Source organism: Streptomyces profundus, assembly GCF_020740535.1.
GTDB lineage: Bacteria > Actinomycetota > Actinomycetes > Streptomycetales > Streptomycetaceae > Streptomyces > Streptomyces profundus.
Genome location: NZ_CP082362.1, coordinates 156,767 through 180,869 on the forward strand (window position 1 = coordinate 156,767; position 24,103 = coordinate 180,869).

Annotated in this window: 14 protein-coding genes; 5 read left to right on the forward strand and 9 right to left on the reverse strand. The window is 74.4% G+C overall.

Annotated elements, in window-relative coordinates; genetic code table 11:
* Positions 1-19 precede the first annotated feature (19 nt).
* A complete protein-coding gene (locus K4G22_RS00725; protein ID WP_228077620.1) occupies positions 20-2,548 on the reverse strand; it encodes a SpoIIE family protein phosphatase in 2,529 nt (842 codons plus the stop codon).
* A gap of 153 nt (positions 2,549-2,701) precedes the next feature.
* Here K4G22_RS00725 and K4G22_RS00730 point away from each other — a divergent pair, with 153 nt between their 5' ends.
* Positions 2,702-3,151: a Crp/Fnr family transcriptional regulator gene (locus K4G22_RS00730; RefSeq protein WP_228077621.1), complete on the forward strand. Its 450-nt coding sequence runs from the start codon at positions 2,702-2,704 to the stop codon at positions 3,149-3,151.
* Positions 3,152-3,542: 391 nt separating this feature from the next.
* Here the strand turns inward: K4G22_RS00730 and K4G22_RS00735 are convergent, their stop codons facing one another.
* The 3 genes from K4G22_RS00735 to K4G22_RS00745 all read right to left on the reverse strand — a co-directional run bounded on the left by K4G22_RS00735 (position 3,543) and on the right by K4G22_RS00745 (position 9,798).
* Positions 3,543-4,496 carry a hypothetical protein gene (locus tag K4G22_RS00735; protein ID WP_228077622.1) on the reverse strand — a complete coding sequence of 318 codons (954 nt, stop codon included), beginning with the start codon at positions 4,494-4,496 and terminating at the stop codon, positions 3,543-3,545.
* 155 nt (positions 4,497-4,651) lie between these two features.
* Positions 4,652-8,260 (reverse strand): hydantoinase B/oxoprolinase family protein, encoded by a 3,609-nt coding sequence (locus K4G22_RS00740; protein WP_228077623.1) that lies wholly within the window; start codon positions 8,258-8,260, stop codon positions 4,652-4,654.
* A 50-nt stretch (positions 8,261-8,310) separates the two neighbouring features.
* Positions 8,311-9,798, reverse strand: a complete 1,488-nt coding sequence (locus K4G22_RS00745) for a HEAT repeat domain-containing protein (protein WP_228077624.1) — start codon at positions 9,796-9,798, stop codon at positions 8,311-8,313.
* A 217-nt stretch (positions 9,799-10,015) separates the two neighbouring features.
* Here K4G22_RS00745 and K4G22_RS00750 point away from each other — a divergent pair, with 217 nt between their 5' ends.
* Positions 10,016-11,401: a PP2C family protein-serine/threonine phosphatase gene (locus K4G22_RS00750; RefSeq protein WP_228077625.1), complete on the forward strand. Its 1,386-nt coding sequence runs from the start codon at positions 10,016-10,018 to the stop codon at positions 11,399-11,401.
* 39 nt (positions 11,402-11,440) lie between these two features.
* Here K4G22_RS00750 and K4G22_RS00755 read toward each other — a convergent pair whose 3' ends face one another.
* Positions 11,441-12,901, reverse strand: coding sequence for a DNA-binding protein NsdB (locus K4G22_RS00755; protein ID WP_228083907.1), 1,461 nt, complete (start codon positions 12,899-12,901; stop codon positions 11,441-11,443).
* A 241-nt stretch (positions 12,902-13,142) separates the two neighbouring features.
* Here K4G22_RS00755 and K4G22_RS00760 point away from each other — a divergent pair, with 241 nt between their 5' ends.
* Positions 13,143-14,249: an aminoglycoside phosphotransferase family protein gene (locus K4G22_RS00760; protein ID WP_228077626.1), complete on the forward strand. Its 1,107-nt coding sequence runs from the start codon at positions 13,143-13,145 to the stop codon at positions 14,247-14,249.
* Between the two features lie 469 nt (positions 14,250-14,718).
* On the opposite strand, the gene K4G22_RS00765 is transcribed toward K4G22_RS00760, so the two are convergent.
* From K4G22_RS00765 to K4G22_RS00780, 4 genes are all read right to left on the reverse strand, one after another.
* Positions 14,719-15,216 (reverse strand): hypothetical protein, encoded by a 498-nt coding sequence (locus K4G22_RS00765; RefSeq protein WP_228077627.1) that lies wholly within the window; start codon positions 15,214-15,216, stop codon positions 14,719-14,721.
* Positions 15,217-15,296: 80 nt separating this feature from the next.
* On the reverse strand, positions 15,297-17,117 hold the full coding sequence (locus K4G22_RS00770) for a serine/threonine-protein kinase (RefSeq protein WP_228077628.1): 1,821 nt from the start codon (positions 17,115-17,117) through the stop codon (positions 15,297-15,299).
* 145 nt (positions 17,118-17,262) lie between these two features.
* Positions 17,263-19,476 (reverse strand): MMPL family transporter, encoded by a 2,214-nt coding sequence (locus K4G22_RS00775; RefSeq protein ID WP_228077629.1) that lies wholly within the window; start codon positions 19,474-19,476, stop codon positions 17,263-17,265.
* A 223-nt stretch (positions 19,477-19,699) separates the two neighbouring features.
* Positions 19,700-20,353, reverse strand: coding sequence for a TetR/AcrR family transcriptional regulator (locus tag K4G22_RS00780; RefSeq protein WP_228077630.1), 654 nt, complete (start codon positions 20,351-20,353; stop codon positions 19,700-19,702).
* A 148-nt stretch (positions 20,354-20,501) separates the two neighbouring features.
* Between K4G22_RS00780 and K4G22_RS00785 the strand changes: the two genes are divergently transcribed.
* Positions 20,502-22,331, forward strand: a complete 1,830-nt coding sequence (locus K4G22_RS00785) for an ABC transporter ATP-binding protein (RefSeq protein WP_228077631.1) — start codon at positions 20,502-20,504, stop codon at positions 22,329-22,331.
* Positions 22,328-24,043 carry an ABC transporter ATP-binding protein gene (locus K4G22_RS00790; RefSeq protein ID WP_228077632.1) on the forward strand — a complete coding sequence of 572 codons (1,716 nt, stop codon included), beginning with the start codon at positions 22,328-22,330 and terminating at the stop codon, positions 24,041-24,043. The genes K4G22_RS00785 and K4G22_RS00790 overlap by 4 nt, the downstream gene beginning before the upstream one ends.
* The last annotated feature ends 60 nt before the right edge of the window (positions 24,044-24,103 follow it).

Below are 24,103 nucleotides of genomic sequence, written 5' to 3' on the forward strand. Positions count from 1 at the left end.
CGTTCGGGCTGGTGAAAGCCTAACCGAGCGGCTGCTCGGTCCAGATGGTCTTGCCGGTCGCCGTGTAGCGGCTGCCCCAGCGGTGGGCGAGCTGGGCGACCAGGAACAGGCCCCGGCCGCCCTCGTCGGTGGGACGGGCGCGGCGCAGGTGGGGTTGGGTCTCGCTCGGGTCGGAGACCTCGCAGATCAGCACGTCGTCCCGGATCAGCCGCACGCCGACCGGGCCGCCCGCGTAGCGGATCGCGTTGGTGATCAGCTCGCTGACGATCAGCTCGGTGGGGAAGGCGCTCTCGGTGAGGTCCCAGGCGTCGAGCTGCTCCAGCACCAGATCGCGGGCCCGGCCGACCACGGCGGGCTCGGCCGGCAGCTGCCAGTCCGCGGTGGAGTCGGGGGGCAGCGGCCGGACCCGGGCGATCAGCAGCGCCACATCGTTGGCCGGGGCCCGGTCGGGCAGCAGCTGGTCCAACACCCCTCGGCCCGTCTCCGCGGGCGAACGCCGGCCCTTCGCCGCCTCGGTGATCTGCTGACTGAGCTGGGCCAGCCGGCCCGGCTCCCGCGCTCCGCCCCCCTGCTCCTCACCGCCCTCGCCGTCCCCGTCCTCGCCCCCGTCGCCGTCGCCGTCGCCGTCGTCCTGGCCTTCGCCGGTCGGATCGCCCGTCTCCGGGCCGTGGCCGGCGAGTTCCTCGCTGAAGAAGGCGAGCACGCTCTGCGGTCCCAGGCGCAGCGTCATCGTCTCGAACGGGGCGCCGCCGACGCCCAGCGCCGGTCCCGGGCGCAGCGGCAGCACCTCGGCCGGCTCTCCCGGCTCGGCCAGCAGCGGGGGGGTGCGGCCGGCGCTGGCCAGCGTGCACTCGCCGCTCACCGGGTCGTAGACGCAGTACAGGCAGGTGGCGCCGATGGAGCCGCGCTGTCCGCCCTCGTCCGTCGGCCCGAACTCGGCCAGTCGGATGGCCAGATCGTCCAACCGGGTCAGCAGCTCGTCCGGGGCCAGATCCATGTCCGCGAGGGTCTGCACGGCGGTGCGCAGCCGCCCCATGGTCGCGGTGGCGTTGAGGCCGTGCCCGGCCACGTCGCCCATGACGAAGGCCACCCGGGCCGAGGAGAGCGGGATCACGTCGTACCAACTGCCGCCGATGCCGGCGGTGGTCTCGGCCGGTACATAGCTGCCGGCCGTCGAGGCGGCGCTGACCTCGAAGACGGCCGGGGGCAGCAGGCTGCGTTGCAGGGTCTCCAGCGTGCGGTGCTCCCGGGTGTAGCGGCGCGCGTTGTCCAGGCTGAGCGCGGCACGTGAGCCGACCTCCTCGGCGAGATCGGCGTCCGTCTCGCCGAACGGGGTGCGGTCAGGCGAGCGCCACAGCGCGAGTGTGCCCAGTACCTGGCCCCTGGCGCGCAGCGGCACCACCATGAGGGAGCCGGGCGAGCTGGGCAGCAGCAGCCGGGCGGGGGCCGCGTCGGCGGGTGGCTCCTCCTCCACCGGCAGGGTGCGCAGCGCCGCGGCGGCGGCCCCCCTGATGGCCTCCCCCGGGGTCCCCGCGTCGTCGTCCGGCATCTCGATGCGGAAGGCGCCGCCCAATGGCTGGACCTCCTCGGGCCATCGGCCGGCCGCCTCGGCCACGGCGATCCGCCGCACCGGCACGTTCATCAGCGAGGTGGGCCCCGGCTCGTCGCCCTTGAGGACCCGCTCCCCCAGATCGACGGCCGCGAAGTCCGTGAAGGACGGCACCAGGACCTTGGCCAGCTCCTCGGCGTTCCGCGTGACGTCCAACGAGGGGCCGATCCGCTGGGCCGCGGTGTGCAGCAGCGCCATCCGGCGCTGCGTCTGGTGCTGCTCGGTGATATCGGTGTAGATGCTGACCACGCCCAGCAACTCGTCCCGGGAGTCCTCCAGGCGCAGCGAGGTGACGGAGAGCTTGCGCTCCTGCTCGGGCGCGCCGCGTGCCCGGTAGGTGTACTCCCAGTTGATCAACGGCTCGCCGGTGCCGGCCACCCTGGACAGCTTCCTGGCGACCTCCTCGGCGTCCTCGGGGTCCATGATCTCGTGCAGGGCGACGGGCAGCGGGTGGTCGAGGCCCAGTTCCGCGTCGTTGGTGACCCACTCGTTGGGATCGGAGTTGAGCCGGGTGATCAACAGGTCGGGGGCGTGGATCGACAGGCCGACCTGCTGTTGCGAGAACAGGGCCCGCACCAGCGCCTGGTCCTCCTCCTGCTGGCGGGCCGCCGCCGCGTCCACCAGGGTCACCAGCACCCGCCCGGGATCGCTCAGCAGCTGGGGGAAGATGTCGAGACGCACCCGCGTGAGGTGCCCGTCCCTGTGCCGTACCGAGGTGTAGCTCCGGCCGGGCACCCCCGCCAGCGCGGCGGAGCGGCCCTCCGGGTCGGGGATCAGATCCGTCAGGCTGCTTCCGGGCAGGTCCTCGGGCGGGATGCCGGTGAGCCGCTCCGAGCCCTCGGACGTGGCCAGGATCTCGCCCTCGGGGCCCACCACCAGCATCGCGACGGACTCACCGGGCGGCTGGCCCAGATCACCGGGTTGCGGGATCGCGCGCACGTTCCTCCCTCGGTCCGCAGGACGCAGCCCCTCCCTCCCCCACTCTCGCGGACCTCACCGCCCCCGGCGACTCCACGCCACCTGGCGCGGATGCGCGACTGCTCCGTTCGGAGTGCAATGGACGAGAGGGTCAGGAACGCGAGGGAGGCCACGATGACCGCTCCACGGCGGCTGCTCCGTGTGCTGCCCCCGGGCCACCGGGAGCGGCTGATGTCGCTGGCGACGGAGGTGTCCTTCGAGCAGAGCCGACGGATCTTCGAGGAACGGGGCACAGCCGACCGGTTCTGGATCGTCCGCTCCGGCACGGTGACCCTGGATCTGCGGCTCGCCGGCACCCGCCCCACGGCGGTGTCCTCGCTGGAGTCGGGTGACCTGCTGGGTTGGTCCTGGCTCTTTCCGCCGTTCCAGTGGGACTTCGGCGCCCAGGCCCTCAGCCCGGTGCGCGCCTACGAGTTCCAGGGCGCCGAGGTGCAGGCGCTGTGCGACGAGGACCCGGCCTTCGGCTACGGGCTGCTGCGGGTGATCGCCGAGATCCTCGCCTACCGCGTCCAGGCCGCACGCGTCCGCGTCCTCGACCTCTTCGCCCCCCACGCGGGTCGCTAGCCGCCGGGCGCTGGGCCTTGGGCAACGCACGGCGACCTGCCGCTGGGCGCGGGGCCCTGGGCGGAGCGCCGGACGCGCAGCGGACACCCACGAACGCCGGATCGCGGGCCCCCCGCCGGGGACGGACCACAGGCGCCGAACGTGCCCCCTGGCGCGCCTCGGGCGACGACGACACCCGTCGCCGAGCGCCGTGGTCATCCAGGCCATCGGCGGCAGGGGCGGCCCGTCCCGGACGAGGCTCCCAGCGGCGAGGAACCCGACCGCCCCTGGCCACCACGCGACGGCCGGCGCCGGCCACCGGACCTCCGGCGCCCCGTGAGGCGGCCCGTGAGGCGGCCCGTGAGGCGGCCGGTCGAACGCCGCCCGGGGCGGTGGACCGGCGCCGGTCCACTCACAGTTGACCGGCTGTCACCCGCTGCCCCGGCCGCGTGTCGTCGCCGCGCAGCACGCGTCCGCGGTCGTGCAGCACCATCAGGATGACGATGCCCATCAGCACGCCGAGGACCGCGCCGATCTCCCGCGTCGCCGCGGCGGCCAGCGGATGCTCGGGGGCTGGCTGCTGCATGTCGGTGAGGGTGAGCAGGTTGTACACGCTGTAGGCGAACAGCATCCCGGAGGAGACCCAGGCCGCTCCCATCGGCGGGAGGAACCGGCGCGAGCCGCGGCGGGTCGTCAGCGCCACGAGCCCCCACGCCCCGGCGAGCGCCCACACGCCCGTGCTCAGGGTGAGGAGATGCCACCAGACGTCGCGTCCGTCCAGCCGGTCCGGGTCGATGCCGAGCGTGCCGCCCGCCGCCCAGTAGATCTTGACCGCGCCGAGCAGGACGCAACCGACGGCGAGCAGCTTGGCGGTCGTCGCCTGGAGCGCGCGGGAACTCCCCTGCGGCTCCCCGCAGTCCAGCGGCCCGCCGAGGGCTTCGGGCCAGCGCTCCTTGGCGTAGCCGAGCAGCGCGAGGGGAAGGCCGACACCTGCTCCGACCAGCGAGATCATCACCAGGATCTGCTCGTAGACCCAGAAGTCGGGCGCGCCGGCCGCCTGGTCCCGGTTCATCGCGGCTGGGCCGAGGACGGGCGCCAGCAGCAGCATCGGAACGAGGAGCCCGGTGCCGACCCACACCGGCAGGGCCACCAGCCACGCGGGCAGTCTGTTGCCCCAGGGGCGGGAGAACGCCATCGCCAGGGTGATCCCGACAGCCGCGAGAAGCGCCGTGGCGGCGTTGATGGCACGCCAGTCGGCGCCGCCCATCTCCTCCGTCGGAACGAACAGACCGAGAGTCCAGAGAATCTTGATGAGCAGGTACGGCGCCACCGCGAGGGCAGCCACATTGCCCGCGGTTCTGCGCATTCCCGCCAGACGACTGGTCGGCCGCCCCGTAATGGATATCATAATGCGGCAGACTAACCAAGACATGACAAGCGGGCACCTATTATCACAAGTCGACTGTGCGTGACCTGCCGAACACACGTCGACGGGGCGCCGCGCGGGTCGGCGGGCTCGGCTCAGCCGTCGGACGTCGGCGCGCCGTAGCCTCCGCCGCCGGGGGTGGTGAGGTGGAGGGTGTCGCCCGGGGCGAGGTCGGCGGTGTCGTTGCCGGCCAGGGGGTGGTGGGTGCCGTCCGCGCGGAGGATCGCGTTGGCGCCGAGCGCGCCGGGTTCGCCGCCGGCCATGCCGTAGGGCGGGACCCGGCGGTGGCCGCTGAGCAGGGCGACCGTCATCGGTTCCAGGAAGGTGATCCGGCGGCTGACGCCGTCGCCGCCGCGCCAGCGGCCCGCGCCGCCGCTGCCGGCGCGGATGTGGAAGTCCGCCACCCGCACCGGATAGCGCCACTCCAGGACCTCGGGGTCGGTGAGCCGGGAGTTGGTCATATGGGTCTGCACCGCCGACGCGCCGGGGAAGCCGTCGCCCGCGCCCGAGCCGCTGGCCACCGTCTCGTAGTACTGCACCCGGTCGTTGCCGAAGGTGACGTTGTTCATGGTGCCCGAGCCCTCCGCCTGGACGCCGAGGGCCGCGTAGAGGGCGCCGGTGACGGCCTGGGAGGTCTCGACGTTGCCGGCAACGGTGGCGGCCGGATGGCGCGGGGCGAGCATCGAACCGGGTGGGATGCGCACCTCGACGGGCGCGAGACAGCCGCTGTTGAGCGGGATGTCGTCGGCGACCAGGGTGCGGAACACATAGAGGACGGCGGCCAGCACCACGGAGCTGGGCGCGTTGGTGTTGCCCGGCTGCTGCGGGGAGGTGCCGGTGAAGTCCAGCACCACGCTCCGTGCGACCCGGTCCACGGTGACCGTCACCTCGATCACGGCGCCGGCGTCCGTCTCGTAGCGGTAGTGACCGTCGTCGAGGGTGGCGATGATCCGCCGCACCGCCTCCTCGGCGTTGTCCCGCACATGGCGCATATACGCCTGGACCACGTCCAGGCCGAACTGGTCGATCATGGCGCGGAGTTCGGCGATGCCCCGCTCGTTGGCCGCGATCTGCGCGCGGAGGTCGGCGAGGTTGGCGTCGGGCCCGCGCGAGGGGTACCGCGCGCCGGTCAGCAGCGCGCGGGTCTCCGTCTCGCGGAGTCGGCCGTCGCGGACCAGCGGCCAGTTGTCGAAGAGCACGCCCTCCTCCTCGACGGTGCGGCTGAACGCCGGCATGGAGCCGGGGGTGATGCCGCCGATCTCGGCGTGGTGGCCGCGGGAGGCGACCAGGAGGAGCAGCCGCTCGCCCGGCGCGTCGAAGACCGGGGTGACCACGGTGACGTCCGGCAGGTGGGTGCCGCCGTGGTAGGGGTCGTTGACGGCGTAGACGTCGCCGGGGCGCAGGGTGCCGGCGTTGCGGCGCAGCACCTCCTTGATGGACTCCCCCATGGAACCCAGATGCACCGGGATATGGGGCGCGTTGGCGATCAGGTTGCCCAGGTCGTCGAAGAGGGCGCAGGAGAAGTCGAGCCGCTCCTTGATGTTGACGGAGTGGGCGGTGTTCTCCAGGCGGACGCCCATCTGTTCGGCGATGGACATGAAGAGGTTGTTGAAGACCTCAAGCCGCACCGGGTCCACCTCGGTGCCGACGGCCACCCGGGTGGCGCGCGGGGCGACCCGGTCCAGCAGCAGGTGGCCCCGCGCGCCGACGGTGGCGCGCCAGCCGGGTTCGACGACGGTGGTGGCGTCGGCCTCGGCGACGATGGCCGGCCCCGACACGGTGTCGCCCTGCCGCAGTTCGGTCCGCTGGTGGAGCGGGGTGTCGCGCCAGGCGCCCTCGGTCCAGACGCGGACGGTGGCGGCGGGGCGCGGCGGTTCGGCGCGGGGCGGCGCGGTGTCCCGGTGCTCCCGGTGGCCGCCGGCCCGGCCGGTGGCCTCGACCACGACGGTGGCCGCGACCAGGGGTTTGTCCATGGTGAAGCCGTAGCGCGCGGTGTGGAGTTCGGCGAACTCGGCGGCCATGCGCGCGACGGTGTCCAGCGGGACGGGCAGCACCGCGTCGGTGCCCGCGTAGCGCAGGTGGAGGCGGACGGTGTGGCCGATGGCGTCCTCGGGCAGGCCGTCGGCGCGCAGCCCGGCGCGGGCCTCGGCCGTCAGCCGGCCGGCGACCTCCCTGACGTCGGCCAGGGCCGTGGTGGTCAGCTCGGCCTCGACGGACCGCTCCCGCAGCACGGTGGCGTCGGCGACGCCGATGCCGTAGGCGGAGAGCACGCCGGCGAGCGGCGGCACCACCACGGTCGAGACGCCGAGGGCGTCGGCGACCTGGCAGGCGTGCTGGCCGCCGGCCCCGCCGAAGCTGGCGAGGGCGTAGCGGCTGATGTCGTGGCCGCGCTGCACGGAGATCTTCTTGACGGCGCCCGCCATGCCGAGGACCGCGATGTCGAGGAAGCCGGCGGCGACCTCCTCCGGGCCCCTGGCGTCCCCGGTGGCCTCGGCGATCTCGCCGGCCAGCGCGGTGAACCGCTCCCTGACCACGGCGGCGTCCAGCGGCTCGTCCCCGCCTGGCCCGAACACCCGGGGGAAGTGGGCGGGTTGGATGCGTCCGAGCATCACCTGCGCGTCGGTGACGGCCAGCGGCCCGCCGCGCCGATAGCAGGCGGGCCCTGGATGGGCCCCTGCGGAGTCGGGGCCGACACGGTAACGGGCGCCGTCGAACCGCAGCAGCGAGCCGCCGCCGGCGGCCACGGTGTGGATGTCCATCATGGGCGCGCGCATCCGCACCCCGGCGACCTCGGTGCCGAAGACCCGTTCCAACTCGCCGGCGTAGTGGGACACGTCGGTGGAGGTGCCGCCCATGTCGAAGCCGATGACCCGGTGGTGGCCGGCCTCGGCGCAGGCGCGGACCATGCCGACGACGCCGCCGGCCGGTCCGGAGAGCACCGCGTCCTTGCCCCGGAAGTGCCCCGCCTCCCGCAGCCCGCCGTTGGACTGCATGAACATCAGCCGGACGCCCGCGAGTTCGTCGGCGACCTGGTCCACATAGCGGCGCAGCACCGGGGAGAGGTAGGCGTCGACCACCGTGGTGTCGCCCCGGGAGACCAGCCTGATCAGCGGGCTGACCTCGTGCGAGGTGCTGACCTGGGTGAAGCCGGCCTCGACGGCGAGCGCGGCGACGGCCCGTTCGTGGGCGGGGTGGCGGTAGCCGTGCATCAGGACCACGGCCGCGCTGCGGAAGCCGTCCCGGTGGGCGGCGCGCAGCGCCGCCGCGGTCGGCTCCTCGGCCAGCGCGGTGACCACGGTGCCGTCGGCGCCGACCCGTTCGGGCACCTCGATCACCCGCTCGTAGAGCGCCTCGGGCAGCTCGATGCGGCGGGCGAAGAGCCGGGGCCTGTTCTGGTAGGCGATGCGCAGCGCGTCGCGGAAGCCGGCGGTGGTGACCAGCACGGTGGGCTCGCCCCGGCGCTCCAGCAGGGCGTTGGTCGCGACGGTGGTGCCCATCTTGACGATCTCGATCCGGTCGGCCGGGACCGGCTCGCCGGGGGCCAGGCCGAGCATCCGGCGGATGCCGGCGACGGCCGCGTCGCGGTAGTGCTCGGGCGCGTGGGACAGCAGCTTGTCGGTGACCAGCCGGCCGTCGGGCCGCCGCCCCACCACGTCGGTGAAGGTGCCGCCTCGGTCGATCCAGAACTCCCAGCGTCCGCTCATCGGGCCATCGTGCCAGCCGGGGGGCCGCGCGCCCATGCCAGCCCTGGGCGTCAGCCGGTGGCGCGGCGGGCGAGTCGGCCGCGCAACACGGTCTGGACGTCGGCGCGTTCCGCCGGATCGTTGGCCAGGAGCCGCATCCGTTCCACCGCCCGGCTGTCGCCCGTGGTGGCGAACTCGGCGGCGAGCTGTCGGGTCTCCTCCTCGCAGTCCCAGAGGCATTCGACGGCCAGCGCGCTGGGGAACGCCGGGTCGGTGGCGGCCAGCGCGCGGGCGGCGTGGCAGCGCAGTTGGGAGGAGGGCGTCTGCCGGTAGAGGTGGCGCAGCACGGGGACGGCGGCCGTGACGCAGAGCCGGCCGGCGCCTTCGACCAGGGGGCGCAGCTCCCTGCTGTCGGAGCCCCTGGTGCGCGCGGCGCGCTGGAGGGCGGCCAGCACCCGGGGGGCGTCGGTGGCGGTGCCACGGCGGGCGAGCAGCGCGGCGGCGGCGGTGCCCAGCTCGTCGCGGCGGACGGCCCACCGCCGCGCCTGGTCGAGCGCCTGGGGGCCGGTCATCCGCGCGAAGGCGGCCAGCGCGGCGCGGCGGACGTCGGGATGGGAGCTGGCCGAGGCCGCGTCGATCAGGGTGAGCGCCCGGGCGTCGCCGCGTTCGGCGAGGTGGCGCAGGGCGGCGGCGCGGGCGGCCGGGTGGCCGCCGCCGGCGGCGGCCAGCAGCTCCGTCCGGTCCTGCGGACCCGCGACGGCGGCCAGGCAGCGGGCGGCGGGGGCCTCGCGCCACTGGCGGGGGGTCTGTTCGTAGCCGTCCCTGGCCCAGGCCAGGACGGAGGCGACGCTCCAGCCGGGCCGGGGCCCCGTGGTGCGCAGCTGACGCTGCCAGCGGTCGAAGTCCCCGCGCTCCATGGCGGTGGCGAGCCGTTGCCGCTGCGCGGGGCGGGCCGGGTCCTCGGCCCAGATCCGCCACGGGCGTGGCTCGAAGGAGTCGCGGGCCGCCGCGGTGAGGGCGGCCTCGCCCCCCTCGGTCCTGGGGAAGCGGTCCAGGATGCCGGGGCCGAGGGCACGGAGCCCGGCGTCGGTGTCCCGGACGGCCAACTCATCAAGCGCCCAGCGCCAGTTGGCGCCACGCAGCGCATAGGCGCGCAGCAGGCGCAGGGCGGGTCGGCGGCCGTAGGAGACGAGGTGGCCGAGGACGGACAGGGCGAGCCCGGTGCGCTCCTCCTCGCCGGAGGGGGCGTCGGCGGGGCCGCTCTCGTCGGGAGGGAGGCCGGGAGGGAAGCCCGGGGGGAAGTCGGGGTGGAAGAGATGGGCGGCGATCGCGTCGAGGCCGGCGTCCAGCTCCAGGTAGAGGCGGGCGTAGTAGAGCGAGCGGTGTTCCAGCTGCCAGTCCGGGCGTGGGTCGTTGAGCACGCAGTGCTCCAGAGCGGCGACGGCCTCCGCCTTGGGGGCGGCGAGGGCGTGCAGCCACCCGTCTCCGCGCCCTCGCTGGAGGAGCCCGAGGAGGGTTCCGCTGGGCGCTATGTCGGTTTCGGTCGGACTGGGGAACATATGAGTCAGCATCCGGTGCGGGGCATTCGGTGGCAACGGGATTTCCGTTGATGGTGCTGCTTGCCGGTGACAGAGGTTCTACACCTGTCGTGCCACCGTGCGCCCCCGTGCGGCGGCTGAATCTCTTACGCAGCGGGTAGGGCTGTGCAACAGTCTGGAGTCGTCCGCGCCGACAGCTCCGGCCGTCAGGCCCGACTCGCCGCATCGAGGATCAGCCATGCTCTCCTCCCAGAACCCCAAGCCCCCGGTGGACACCGCGCCCGCCGGGCCCACGCTCGACGACCTGATCAGCCGCACCAGCCGGCTGCGGGAGGATCTCGACGCGGTCCGCCGCGCGGACTCCCGCACCACGGCGGGTGAGCCGATCCGTCGCGCCGCGTGGGAGCTGGCCGCCAGTTGGCTCGACGACGTGGGCGAGCAACTGCACGAGCTGCGGAACGTGCCGGAGGCGGGCTTCCCGCCGGCCAGGGCGCCCCGGGTCGGCAGCGCGGAGTGGAATCTGCTGACCGATGGCGTGGTCTGGTCCGATGAACTCTTCGCGATCTTTGATCGCCCGGTGCGCGAAGGGGCACTGACTCTGGACCAGTTGCCTTCGTATCTGCCCACCGAGGATCAGCCGGCGCTGATGGCCGCGGTCACCGGCTGCCTGATCGACGGGCGGCCGATGGACTGCCAGTTCCGGATCACCCGCCCGGACGGCAGCCTGCGCACCGTCCGCATGGCGGGCGAGCCGGTGCTGGACGACGAGGGCGGCACGGTCGCCATGTGGGCCATGATCAGGGATGTCGACGAGGTCTCCCATCCGGTGCCGGTCCAGCGCAGGGGCGAGCGCGCGCCGCAGGGCCAGGCGTCGGACGGGCGTGAGATCGGGCGGGCGCTGGCCGTCGCCGCCGGGGCCCCCTGGCCGGGGGGCGAGGAGCAGGGACAGGGGCACGGCCGGGTGGGCGCCCTGGACCTCGCCGCCCGCTACCTGCCGGCCGGGCACGGCGCGCCGCTCACGGGGAAGTGGTTCGACTCCCTCGAACTGCCCGCCGGCGGCACGCTGTTGAGCGTCGGGGATCTGGCGGGCCGGGGCCCGGCCGCGGTCGCCGGGACGGCCACGGCGCTGGGGGCGCTGCGCGGCATCGCCCTCTCCGGGCAGCCGCCGGCCGCGCTCCTCGGCCATCTCAACCAACTCCTCGACCGGGGCGTCCACCCAGTGCTCGCCAGCGTGCTGTGCTGCCACTACGATCCGGCGCGCCGGCAGCTCAGCTGGGCGCAGGCGGGCCACCCGGCGCCGCTGCTCTGCCGCGACGGCACCGGCTGGGCCCTGCCACGGCCCGCCGGCACCCTGTTGGGCGCCGTGTCGGACGCCGCCTATGCGGAGCGGAGCGATCCGCTCCAGCCCGGTGACGTGCTGGTCCTCCATACTGATGGGCTGTTTTCGGACATCCCGGCGGGCGGTGCCGCCGGCCATGCCGGGGACCATCGGCTCCTCGGCCTGGCCGAGCGGCTCAGCGCCGCCGGCAGCGCGGCCGACTGCCTCCGGCTGATCGCCGATGAGCGCGGCGAACGGGACGCGGGCGACGACGCCTGCGTCCTGGTCGCCAGGGTGACCGGCTGACCGCCCCGCGCGGGCTCCCCCTCACACCGCACGCCACCGTCACACCGCGCGCTGCCCGGCCGGCGGCCTCGGCATCGACTGCGACAACTCCTCCCGCAGCTCCTCGATGCGGGCGTAGCCGGCGTAGTAGCCCGTCAGCCGGTACATCTCGCGCAGCCGGTCCCACGTGCGGTGGGAGGAGTTCTCACTCACCGACGCCAACGCCAACCGGGCGTAGCGATCGGCCTGTTCGGGGTCGTCGGCGATGAAGCACGCCGAGGCCAGGGAGATCTGGTCGAAGATCCTGGCCCGGCGCAGCTCACCGTCGCGCAGCGTCAGCGCCCGCTTGGCGTGCTGCTCGGCCGGGCGGGCCGCCGAGGGATCGTGCTCGGCCAACGTGCGGTAGGCGAGCGCCTGCATCCCGTAGAGATCGGCCTCGTCGAAGAGCTGCATCCAACTGGGGGGCGGCACGTCCTCCCGGTCGGAGGCGAAGAGGTCCTCCGCCTCGCCCAGCGTGCGGCGCATCGCCTGGCCGTGCCCCATGGACGCCTGGGCCCATGCCTCGATGGTGCACAGCATCGCCCGGGTGCGGGGCAACGCCTCCTGGCCCATGCCGGAGTTGGCCAGCCGCATCAGGTCGAGCGCGTCGTCAGGGCGCCCGAGGTGCACCATCTGGCGCGCCGCCCGGGACAGCGCCTCGCCGGCCCGCGGCCGGTCGCCGCCCTCCCTGGCGGCGTGCGCGGCGATCACGAAGTACTTCTGCGCGGTGGGCTCCATGCCCACGTCGTGGGACATCCAGCCGGCGAGCACCGCGAGGTTGGCCGCCACACCCCACAGCCGTCTGCGCAGGTGCTCCGGATGTTGGTGGTAGGCCAACAGGCCGCCCACCTCGTTGAGTTGGCCCACCACGGCCTTGCGTTGCAGCCCGCCGCCGCGAGCCGCGTCCCAGGCCCTGAAGACCTCGACCGAGCGCTCCAGCGCCTCGATCTCCTGGGAGCCGACGGGCGCGGCGTCGTAGCGGTCCATACCTGGTTCGTCGGAGGAGTCAAGGGCCCCTGGGTGGGGGTGCTCGTTCGGGGCGCCCTTGAGCCAGTCGTGCATGGCGTCACTGAGTGCGGAGCCGGCGGCGAGCGCGGCGCCCGCGCCCACCATGCCGCGTCGGTTGAGCATGAGGTCCATTCCCGTGAATTCGGTGAGGACCGCGGCCGTCCGCCAGGGAGTCCAGGGCAGTCCGTGGAGGGACAGCCGCTTCCCCGCGCTCCCTGGCCGGCGCAACCCGAGATCCTCGATGGTCACGACACGGCCGAGCCGCTCGGTGAACAGCGTCGCCAGCACATCGGGCACGGGGTCGCGCGGGGTCTCGCCGGTGTCGATCCACCGACGCACCCGCGAGGTGTCGGTGGCCAACTGCGGGAAGCCCTGGGCCGCCGCCTGCCGGTTCACCAGCCTCGCGAGTTCCCCCTTGGACCACCCGGCGAGCCTGAACAGGTCCGCCAGCCTGGTGTTGGGTCCTCTGCTCACGTTCAAGCCCCCAGGATCTCGGCTGAGTTGACAGTAACCGCCAGCCACCACGACATGACAATTCGCCAGGGTTCGCCAGGGCTCGCCAGATGGTGTGCCACCCACGCGAGGGAGTGGTGTGTACTACGCGCCACTCCGACCGGAGGGCTCGGCGGGCATTTCCCCAGGGTGCCCGGCCGAACCCGAAGGCCCGGTGGGGCGCCCCAACCGTCCGGCGGCACTGAAGGGACCTTGCCCGGATATGTACCCAGCACCCTCCCCCGTGGTCACCCGGCACCGTACCGCGCTGGGCGGAGCGCCCGGCGGCCCGGCCGGCGGCTTCGTCGAGGAGCGCGCCCTCCGGCAGCGGCGCGCCGGCCCCGCGCCGACCGGCGCCCGGCTGGACCTGTCGGGGGTCAAGGGCGAACGGCTGCGCGGCGCGCTGGCGGCCGTGCACCGGATCTGTCCCGATTTCAGCCCCGCGCGCGTGCTGCGCGACGCCGGCGGCGCCGTGGTGCTGGCCGGCATGGCCGGCCGCCGTGCGGCCGTCGCCAAGTGCGTGCTCGACGACAGTGAGGCGGGCGCGCGCCTCGATCGGGAAATAGCGGCCAACCGCGCCTTCGTCCGACACCGGCCGCCGGTTCGGCTGCCGCGCCTCGTCGCGGACGATCCCGGCACCCGCACGCTGATCACGGAGTTCGTCCCCGGACGCGCCGCATCGGCGCGGCGCCACCCCTCGGTGCCGCCGTCCCCGGCCGATCTGCGGGCCACCCTGGCCACCCTGACCAGGCTCAACGCGTGGCAGCCGGCCCCCGACGCGTTCCCCGAGGCCATCGACTACCGCGCCCAGCTGGCGCGTTACCACACGCTCGGGCTGCTGACCGACCGGGACCTGAGCGATCTGCACACCCTGCTCCACGATGTGCGCAGCCGCGCCCGGCACGAGCCGACCCGGCAGTTCTGCCACGGTGAGGCCCTGTTATCCCATGTGCTGCTGTCCCCGACGGGGCCGGTCCTCGTCGGCTGGGGCGCCGCCGGCTGGTACCTGCCGAACTACGATCTGGCCACGCTGTGGGCGTCGCTCGGGGAGACGCCGCTGGTGCGGCGTCAGATCAGCCAACGCGCGCAAGCCGGCGGCCGGAACGGCAGGGACGCCTTCCTGGTCAACCTGATGCTGGTGCTCACCCGGGAGATCCGGCTGTGCGACATGGCGGTCCGCCGCGCGATGGACCGCCCCGGCAGCGCCTCCGCCGAACGGACGGCCAGCGGCCCGGCGTACGGCGAAGAGCAACGGCTGCTCCTCCGGCGCCTCCACGACGACTGGGCAACGGCCCGCCGCGCCGTCCGCGCCGCCGTCGGCACCCGCTGACCCCTGCGGGGAGCCGGGGGCCACCCCGCCCGGCAGCGGCCGGGGCGCTGACCGGACCCGCGACACCCGCTAGCGCGGCCAGGGCGCCATCCGGCGCAGGGAGAAGCCCCGTTCGCCGAAAGCCGACCCGGCGCCGGCCGGACCCGCGATGTCCACAGCGGGGAAACGGACGCCACACGCCGACGGAAGCCGACCCGGCACAAGGAGACGTGCCGTGCAGGGAAGGCCGATACGGCGCCGGTTGCGTCCGGGACACTCCCTGCGGGGAACCGGACATGGCAGCCGGGCGCGCGGCTCCCCGCCGGCGCCGCCAGGCAGGGACGCCGTGTTCGTCGGCGGACGGGTGCCCGCCAGGAACCTTGCCTCCGCTCCACGCGAAGCCCCGCGGGGCGCCCTGCCGGTCAGGCCCCGGCGGCCCCGCCGAATGGCGTCCTCCGTCGGGGCACCGCCCGCCCGGCCCGGGGAGGGCTCAGCGTTGGAACATCTCCGCCGGGAGGGGCTTGAGGAGTTGGTACAGCTCGTCGGTGATGGGGCGTTCCCAGCTGGCGATGGTGACCAGCACCCCGTCGTCGCGGTCGAACTGGACGCAGGCGATGCGGCTCTCGCTGCACAGCACCCGCCGCACGATCAGGAGGTTCCCGTCGTGCATCACGGGCACCTCCTCCGTGCCGGTGCAGCGGACCTCCTCGTCCATCTCCAGGGCGGAGAGCAGCTGGTGGACCTCGAACGGGACGTCGTCCTCGTCCCGTTCGCGCGCCGGGGAGCCCTCCGGGAGGTTGCCGATGACCATGGCGGGTCCGCGTCCGCCGAAGAGGTCGTAGCGCAGCACCACGCCCTGACAGCTCCCGTCCGGCGCCGGCAGCAGCCCGGCGCCGAGCACTCCGGGCCAGTCCCCCGGGTCCATGGCCAGCACGTCGAAATCGGGCCCTGCGGGGGATGCTGCGTTGCGGCGGCGGAGGAAGGACATGCCCGCCATGGTACGTGGGCCGGGGCGGGCTCCGCCGTCCACGGGGGCGCCCGTTCGGCAGCCGACAGCCCGGGCGGGCCCTACGGTTCGGCGGCTTCGTCGCGGAGCGCGGCGACCTGACGGTACAGCTCGACGGCCTCGGCGCCACGGCCCAGCTGCTCCAGGCAGAGCGCCTCGTCGTTGCGGCTGGTCAGCGCGTCCGGATGGCTGGCGCCCAGCACCCGTTCGCGGTCGGTGCGGACCCGCTGGAACCGTTCCAGGGCCTCGTCCCACCGGCCGAGCCAGCCCAGCGCGACGGCCACCTCCCGATCGCTGACCAGGGTGTCGGGGTGGTCGACGCCCAGGGTGGTGCCGCGCGCCTCGCGCACGTGGGCGGCCTCGGCCAGCGCCTCGTCCCAACGCCCCAGCCGTCCCAGCGTCATGCCCCGGCCGTGCCGGGCGCGCAGGGTCTCCGGATGGCCGGGGCCCTGGGCGTGGGAGCGGGCCTCGATCAGCTGCTCGTAGAGCGGCAGCGCCTCGTCCTGTCGGCCCAGGCGGCCCAGGCAGATGCCCACCTCGTAGCGGGCCTCCAGCGTGTCGGGGTGCTCGGGGCCCAGCACCCGGGCGCGGGCGTCGGCGGCGCGGCGCAGCCCGTTCAGCGCCTCCTCCCAGCGGCGCAGCCTGGCCAGCGCGTAGGCCGCCTCGTACTGGCTGGTGAGGGTGGCCTCGTGGTGCTCGCCGAGGGCGGCGATCCGTTCGGTGGCCACCGCGCTGTGCACGGCGTGGGCCTCCTCCCAGCGGCCGAGGCGCCCCAGGCTGAGCCCGGCCCGGTGGCGGCTGTCGAGCACGGCGAGGTGTTCGGGCGACGGGCCGCCCCCGGTGGCCGGGAGATGGGCGAGGGCGGTGGCCATCAGGCCCGTCCACTGCCCGGTGAGGCCGGCCGAGCGGTCCGGCGGGGAGATCCGCAGCGACCAGGCGCCGCTGGCGCGGGAGCCGGCGCGCATGCCGCGCGTCCAGTCGGGCATCGGCTCGGTGTCGCGCGGGCGGGGCACCAGCTGGGTGGCCGGCGGGCGCCTGGGCGGGCCGAGCAGGGTCCTGGCCAGGGCCGAGGCGTCGTCGGGGCGGTCGTCCGCGTCCTTGGCGAGCAGCGCGACGATGAACTGGTCGAGCCCCTCGGGGAGTTCGGGCCGCAGCGTCCTGGGCGGCTCGGGCACGGTGTCCCGGTGCCCGATCAGGATCGCCCAGGGGTCGCCGAGGTCGAACGGGGGGACGCCGGTGGCGATCTCGTAGAGCACGCAGCCGAAGGAGTAGAGGTCGCTGCGGGCGTCGACATGGGTGCCGGCGATCTGTTCGGGCGACATGTAGTGCGGGGTGCCCATGGCCATGCCGGCGCTGGTGAGCTTGGTGCTGAGGCCGATGTCCTGGGCGAGCCTGGCGATCCCGAAGTCGCAGATCTTCACCGTGCCGTCGGTGAGCCGCATGATGTTGGCCGGCTTGAGGTCCCGGTGCACGATGCCCTGCTCGTGGGTGTAGGCCAGGGCGGTGGCCACCTGCTCGGCGATCTCCACGACCTCGTCGACGGGGAGCGGCCCCGGGCCGGCGGCCTGGAGCAGTTCGCTGAGGTTCTGGCCCTCCAGCAGCTCCATGACGAGATAGAGGATGCCATCCGACTCGCCGAAGTCGTGCACCACGGTGACGCCGCGGTGCTGGAGCCCCGCGGCCACCCTGGCCTCGCGCCGGAAGCGTTCCCGCAGCACGCGGAGGAACGACTCCTCCTGCTGGGTGCCCAGCGGTTTCAGGCATTTGACGGCGACCCGGCGGCTCAGCGCCTCGTCCCGGGCACGCCAGACCTCCCCCATGCCGCCGCGCCCGATGAGTTCGAGCAGTTGGTAGCGGCCATGCAGCAGCACGCGTTCCGCCATGGTCCGATTCCCGCCCCCCGTCGTTGGCCCTGCGTCACCCCCGCCTACCAGTATGGCGTCCCGGGCGGGACGTTCCTATGCCAAGTGGCGGGAAAGAGATGGAACGGGCGTATTCGCAGCAGGGGTTGACGTGGCCGCACGCGGATCACACCCGGGCGCGCGAGCGCTCGGCCGACGGGGTGGCGGCCTCGGCCGGCGTGGGCGGCAGCCGGCTTCCCTCGATGTCGACGTGCGGCAGCCGGCGGGCGAGCCAGCCGGGGAGCCACCAGCCGGCGCGGCCCACCAGCACCAGCACGGCCGGCACCAGCGTCATCCGGATCAGGAACGCGTCGACCAGGACGCCGAAGGCGAGCGCGAAGGCGATGGGTTTGACGATGGCGTCCTCCATCGTCACGAAGCTCGCGAAGACGGCGAACATGATCAGCGCGGCGGCGGTGACCACCCGGAACGCCAGCGGGGCGCCCTCGCGCACCGCGTCCGTCGGCGAGGCGCCCCGCGCGTGGCGCTCGTGGATCCGGGAGACGACGAAGACCTCGTAGTCCATGGCCAGGCCGAAGAGCACCGCCATCAGGATGATGGGCAGAAAGCTGACCACGGGTCCGGTGCGGGCCACGTCCAACGCGCCGGCCAGCCAGCCCCAGTCGAAGACCACGACCACCGCACCGAAGGCGGCGGCCACCGAGAGCAGGAAGCCCAGGGTCGCCTTGACCGGCACCACCACGGAGCGGAAGACCAGCAGCAGGATCAGCAGGCCGAGGCCCACCACGACGGCGCCGAACGGGACCATCGAGTCGGCGAGCCGGGTGGACACGTCGACGGCCACGGCGGTGTTCCCGGTCACGGCGAGGCTGACGCCGGTGGCCTCGGCGTGGTCCTCGGCCCAGTCCCGCAGGGTGTGGACCAGCCGTTCGGTGCCCTCCTGGTCGGGCCCCGTGGTGGGCACCGCCTCGATCAGCCAGGCGGTGTCGCGCTCGGTCGGCCGCGCGGGGGCGACCCGCGCCATCCCGGGCAGCGCCGCCATCCGGTCGGTGACCTCGGTGAGCGCGGCGCGCGGGTCACCGTCCACCCCGCCGGTGTCGGCCAGGACCAGCAACGGCCCGTTGAGCCCTGGGCCGAAGCGTTCGCTGACGGTGTCGTAGGTCTCCCGCTCGCCGCTGCCGGCGGGCGCCGATCCGTTGTCGGGCAGCGAGAGCCGCAGGTCACGCGCCGGCAGCGCGATCACCACCAGGCCCACCACCACGGCCGCCACGGTGAGCAGCGGCCGACGGGTGGTCAGCCGCACCCAGCGCCCGCCGAGCGTGGCCGGCGCCGCCCGCTCGGCGCGCGCCTCCCGGCGGGCCGCCCGGGAGCCGGGGCGCGGGGTCAACCGCGCCCCGGCGAAGCCGAGCAGCGCGGGCAGCAGGGTGACGGCGACCAGCACGGCGATCACCACGGTCGCCGCGCCGCCCAGGCCCATCACGGTCAGGAACGGGATGCCCACCACGGAGAGCCCGCACAGCGCCACGACCACGGTGAGCCCGGCGAAAACGACGGCGCTGCCGGCGGTGCCGAGCGCCCGGCCGGCGGACTCCTCGGGGCCGAATCCCTGGGCGAGTTGGGAGCGGTGCCGGGAGAGGATGAAGAGCGCGTAGTCGATCCCGACGGCGAGGCCCAGCATCACGGCGAGGGTGACGGCGGTGGAGGACAACGTGAAGAGGTGACCGCCGATCAGCAGCCCGCCCACGGCGGTGCCGACCCCGAAGAGCGCGGAGACCAGCGGCATCCCGGCGGCCAGCAGCGAGCCGAAGGTGATCACCAGCACGACCAGCGCGACCACCACGCCGAAGAGTTCCTTGGCGCTGATGTTGACGCCGGTGGGGGCGAACGCCTGGCCGCCGACGGTGACGGTGAGTCCGGCGCCCTCGGCCGGCTCGACGGCGCGCTCCAACGCCCGGGTGGTGCCGTCGGCCAGATCCGCCGTGGTGTCGGCGTAGTTGACGACCGCGAGCGCGGTGCGCCCGTCCTCGGAGATGGTGCCGGCCTCCTCGGGGGAGATGACGGCGGACACCTGGGGCGCGTTCTCGACCTCGCGCAGGGTGCCGGCGATGGCCTGGGACCAGCGCGGGTCCGTGATCTCGCCGCCCTCGGGCGCGGTGAAGACGAGTTGCGCCGTGGTGCCGCCGGCGGCCGGCAGCACCTCCCCCAGGGTGTCCAGCGCCCGCTGGGACTCAGAGCCGGGGATGGTGAACTCGTCGTCAAGCGCGGCGCCCGACGCACCGACCGTCGTCAGGAGGACGGCCAGCGCGCCGAGCCACAGCGACAGCACGAGTCGCCTGCGACGGAAGGCCGCGCGGCCGAGCCGGTAGAGGAGGGAGGCCATGGGGTGCTCCACGGGGTGATGAGTCAACGAGCGATGCACGGGCCCAAGCAACCCGGCCCAGCCGGACGCTATCGCGCATAAGGAGCGCTTCGCCAAAAACCACCCATCGCATGGATGTTCCCCCCATTTGGGGTCGCTGAATGGGGTGCCCCCCATGGCACGGAGTGGACCGCGCGGGGCGCGCGGGAACGCGACGGGGGGGGAGCTGCCGGCCGGCCGCCGGTCAGCGGATGGCGGCCTCGATCTGGGCGAGATGGGCCGCGAGGATCTCCTCGAACGCGGCGCGGCGGTCAGCGCCGAGCGGGCGGACGTCGCGGGCGAACCTGGCCAGGACGGGGAAGCGCTCGGGGTCGGCGCCCAGCGCCGTGACCCGGAAGTGCTCCATGCCCTGCTCGTACTCCTCGGGGGCGATGGAGCCGACCGCGGCCTCGGCGGCGATCAGCGCGGCGACGAGGACCACGATCCGGTGGTAGCGCACCGGGATCTCCTCGTCCGGCAGCCCCGAGTCGCACAGGGCCACCAGGAGCTCCTCCATGACCTGGCGGGAGCCGGCGCCGCCCGACGCGTAGCGCCCCCAGAGCGCGGCGATCTCGGGCTGCCGCCCCGAGGCGTCGCGCACCCGCAGCGCGAGGGCGACGATGCGCTGCTTCCAGTCGCCCTCGGGGCGGTAGCCGTCCATGGCGTCGGCGAGCATCCGATCGCCGATCGCCCGCAGCAGCTCCGCCTTGCTGCGGAAATGCCGGTAGAGGCTGGAGGAGTCCGTCCCGAGGCTCGCGGCCAGCTTGCGCACGCTGAACGAGTCGGCGTCGCCGTCGCGCAGCAACTCCACCGCCGCGTCCAGGATCTCCTCGGTCGACCAGCGCCTTCGACCCGCCATTCCACACCTCGCCTCCGACCCCAATCCAATCATGCACGCACCATTGCACGCACCGCGTGCATAATGAGGGCAAGCACCGGGGAAGACGAGTCGGCGGCGCGCTCGCGGCCTTCCACCGCGTGGTGAGTACGGCTGAGGGAGAGTCGAGATGACAAGAGAGACAACCACCGGGCCCTCCGCCCGGGACGAGAGAGCCATGGCGACACCGCGGCTGGCGGCGCTGCTGCGCCCCTACCTCACAAGCCTCACGGCCGTCGTCCTCCTGCGGGTCGTCGGCGCCGTCGCCGGCCTGGCGCCGCTGCTCGCGGTGGTCGAGCTGGGCCGCGCGCTGCTGGCGCCGGGGCCCACCGATCACGGCCAGGTCCGCTGGGTGTTGGCCGTCGGCGCGGCCGGCCTCCTCGTCCGGCTGCTCTGCACGGCCGCCTCCTCCGCCCTCGCCCATCTCCTTGACTCCTCGGTGCAGTTGACGTTCCGACGGGCGCTGGCCGAGCGGCTGGGGCGGGCGCCGATCGGCTGGCTCTCCCGGCGCCGGGGCGGCGAGCTGGCCAAGGTGGTCGGCGAGGACGTCAGCGCCGTGCACCCGTTGATCGCGCACACGCCGGGCGAGCTGGTCTCCGCGTTCGTGGTGCCCCTGGTGTCGCTGCTCTACCTCCTCACCGTCGACTGGCGGCTCACCCTGATCACGCTGATCCCCGTGGTGCTGGCCCTGGCGCTGGTGCCGCTGCTGATGACGCCGGCCCGACAGCGCGAGCAGGCGGAGTACGACGCGGCCATGGGGCGGATATCGAACGCGGCGGTCGAGTTCGTCCAGGGCATCGCGGTGGTCAAGGCGTTCGGTGGGGGCGAACGCGCGCACCGCGCGTACCGCACGGCCACGGACGACTTCGCCGCCGTCTTCTCCCGGATGGTGCGCGGGCTCTCGCCGATCGGCGCGGGCATGCAACTGGCGCTCTCGCCGCCGTTCGTGCTGCTGGTCGTGCTGGTCGGCGGGACCGCGCGGATCACCGGGGGCGATCTCGCCCCGGCGGATCTGCTGCCCTTCCTGCTGCTCGGCCTCGGCCTGACGGCCCCGGTGGCCGCCCTCGGCCACGGCTTCGACGATCTGCGGGCGGCCAGGAGCGCGGTCGGCCGGATCCGGGACGTGCTGGCCGTCGAGCCGCTGTCCGAGCCCGCGCGGCCCCTCGCGCCCCGCGGGCACCGGGTGGAGTTGCGCGACGTCCACTTCGGCTACACGGCGGAGCACGAGGTGCTGCGCGGGATCGACCTGGTGCTGGAGCCGGGCACGGTCACCGCGCTCGTCGGCCCGTCGGGGGGCGGGAAGTCCACGCTGGTCAAGCTGTTGCCCCGGTTCTTCGACCCGACCCGGGGCGCCGTGCTGCTCGGCGGGGTCGACCTGCGTGACCTGGACGGGCGGCAGCTCAGCCGCATGGTCTCCTTCGTCTTCCAGGACGTGACCCTGCTGCGCGCCACCGTCGCCGAGAACATCGCGCTGGCGGTGCCGGAGGCCGACCTCGACGCGGTGCGGCGGGCCGCCCGGCTGGCGCGGGTGCACGACCGGATCCTCGAACTGCCCCGTGGCTACGCGTCGGTGATCGGGGAGGACGCCGGGCTGTCGGGGGGCGAGGCGCAGCGGATCGCGCTGGCCCGCGCGCTGCTCGCCGACGCCCCCGTGCTGGTGCTGGACGAGGCGACCGCCTTCGCCGACCCGCGCACCGAACAGGCGGTGCGCCGCACCCTGGCGACGCTGGGGGGCGACCGGACAGTGCTGGTCATCGCCCACCGGCTGGAGACGGTCGCCGACGCCGACGCCGTGGCGCTGCTGGCGGACGGGACGATCGTGGAGCACGGCCGGCCCGCCGAACTGCTCGCACGCGACGGGCGGTTCGCCGCCTTCTGGCGCTCCCGGCGCGCTCCGCGGTCCCCAGGGACAGCGCTCGCCGGCACCGGCGACGACCGGGAAGGGGGCGGGTCCCGATGACGCGCCTGTTGCTCCGCGTGCTGGGCCGCGAACACGCCCGGCCGCTCCGTCGCACCCTGGCCCTGATGGTGGCTGGCGCCGTGACGGAGGGGCTCTCCTACGCGCTGCTGGTGCCCGTCCTGCGGGCGCTCCTCGGGAGCGCGCCCGAGGACGCCTGGCCCTGGCTGCTCGCGTTCGGCGGCGCGGTCGCGGTCCACGCCGTGCTCCGCTACCTCGGCGACCTCTCCGGATTCCGCGTCGCGGCCGGGCTGTTGGGCGGGGTCTACCGCCGGCTCGGCGACCGGCTGGCCGCCCTGCCGCTGGGCTGGTACCGCGGCGGCCGGCTCGGGGAGGTGTCGGGGCTGGCGAGCCACGGGGTGCTGGACGCGATGAGCGTGGTCGCGCATCTGCTGGCACCCTCCGTGGCCGCCGCCGTGACGCCGCTGACCGTCGTCGTCGTGATGCTGGCGATCAACTGGCAACTGGGGCTCGCCGCGTTGGCCGCCGTGCCGGTGGTGGTGGCGCTCCAGCTCTGGACGGACCGGGCGACCGCCGCCCAGGACACCGCGCGCCAGGAGCGCGCCCACGAGGCCACCGGGCGGGTCGTCGAGTACCTCGGCGCGCAGCCGGTGCTGCGCGCCGGTGGCCGGTCGGGCGAACGGTTCCGGCTGCTCGACGACGCCCTGCGTGAGGTGCGGAGCGCCGGCCGGCGACAGGCCGTGTCGTCGCTGCCGGGCGTGCTGGGGCTGACGCTCGCGGTGCAGACGGTGTTCACCGGGCTGCTGGTGCTGGGGGCCCATCTCGCGCTCGGCGGCCGGGTCGGCGCCGCCGAGGTCCTGACGGTCCTGGTGCTGGCCGCCCGGTGCGCCGACCCGCTGCTGTCGCTCGCCGACATCGGTGGTCAACTGCGGGCCGGGCGCACCGTGTTGACGCGGCTCGACGCGGTGTTGCGCACCGAGCCGCTGCCGGTCCCCGCCGATCCGGAGGAGCCGCGCGGACACGGTGTCGAGTTCGCCTCCGTCTCCTTCCGGCAGGAGGGGCGCACGGTGCTCGACGAGGTGTCGCTGAGCGTGCCCGAGGGCCGCAGGATCGCCGTGGTCGGCCCTTCGGGGGCGGGCAAGACCACCCTGCTGCGGCTGCTCGCACGCTTCCACGACGTGGACGCCGGCGCGGTGCGGGTGGGCGGCGTCGACGTGCGCGCGATCGGCGCGGAGGCCCTGATGGCGCGGATCGCCATGGTCTTCCAGGACGTGTATCTCTTCGACGGCACGATCGAGGAGAACGTGCGCCTCGGCCGCCCGGACGCCGACGAGGCGGCGGTGCGGGCGGCGGTCACCGCGGCCCGGCTCGACGAGGTGGCCGCCCGGCTGCCGGACGGCCTCGCGAGTCGGGTCGGCGAGGGCGGCGCGCTGCTCTCCGGCGGTGAGCGCCAGCGCGTCTCCATCGCGCGGGCGCTGCTGAAGGACGCGCCCATCGTGCTCCTGGACGAGGTGACCTCCGCGCTCGACCCGGTGAACGAGGCCGCCGTGCACGAGGGCGTGGAACGTCTGATGGCGGGCCGGACGGTGGTGATGGTGGCGCATCGGCTGCGCACCGTGCGACGGGCCGACCACATCGTCTTCCTCGACCGGGGCCGGATCGTGGAGGAGGGGGACCACGACACGCTGCTCCGCCGAAACGGCCGCTACGCCGATTTCCTGAGCATCTCCCCGGCCCCTGAGGCGGGTGGCTGAGCGGGGATGTCGACTCGCGGGGACAGGCCCGGTCGGTCCGGGCGCGCTTCGGGCCTGTCG

Bases quoted from the DNA above. Each gene is read 5' to 3' on its own strand.
- K4G22_RS00730 (WP_228077621.1), top strand. From the start codon at position 2,702: ATGACCGCTCCACGGCGGCTGCTCCGTGTGCTGCCCCCGGGCCACCGG.
- K4G22_RS00735 (WP_228077622.1), bottom strand. From the start codon at position 4,496: ATGCGCAGAACCGCGGGCAATGTGGCTGCCCTCGCGGTGGCGCCGTAC.
- K4G22_RS00740 (WP_228077623.1), bottom strand. From the start codon at position 8,260: ATGAGCGGACGCTGGGAGTTCTGGATCGACCGAGGCGGCACCTTCACC.
- K4G22_RS00745 (WP_228077624.1), bottom strand. From the start codon at position 9,798: ATGTTCCCCAGTCCGACCGAAACCGACATAGCGCCCAGCGGAACCCTC.
- K4G22_RS00750 (WP_228077625.1), top strand. From the start codon at position 10,016: ATGCTCTCCTCCCAGAACCCCAAGCCCCCGGTGGACACCGCGCCCGCC.
- K4G22_RS00760 (WP_228077626.1), top strand. From the start codon at position 13,143: ATGTACCCAGCACCCTCCCCCGTGGTCACCCGGCACCGTACCGCGCTG.
- K4G22_RS00765 (WP_228077627.1), bottom strand. From the start codon at position 15,216: ATGTCCTTCCTCCGCCGCCGCAACGCAGCATCCCCCGCAGGGCCCGAT.
- K4G22_RS00770 (WP_228077628.1), bottom strand. From the start codon at position 17,117: ATGGCGGAACGCGTGCTGCTGCATGGCCGCTACCAACTGCTCGAACTC.
- K4G22_RS00775 (WP_228077629.1), bottom strand. From the start codon at position 19,476: ATGGCCTCCCTCCTCTACCGGCTCGGCCGCGCGGCCTTCCGTCGCAGG.
- K4G22_RS00780 (WP_228077630.1), bottom strand. From the start codon at position 20,353: ATGGCGGGTCGAAGGCGCTGGTCGACCGAGGAGATCCTGGACGCGGCG.
- K4G22_RS00785 (WP_228077631.1), top strand. From the start codon at position 20,502: ATGACAAGAGAGACAACCACCGGGCCCTCCGCCCGGGACGAGAGAGCC.
- K4G22_RS00790 (WP_228077632.1), top strand. From the start codon at position 22,328: ATGACGCGCCTGTTGCTCCGCGTGCTGGGCCGCGAACACGCCCGGCCG.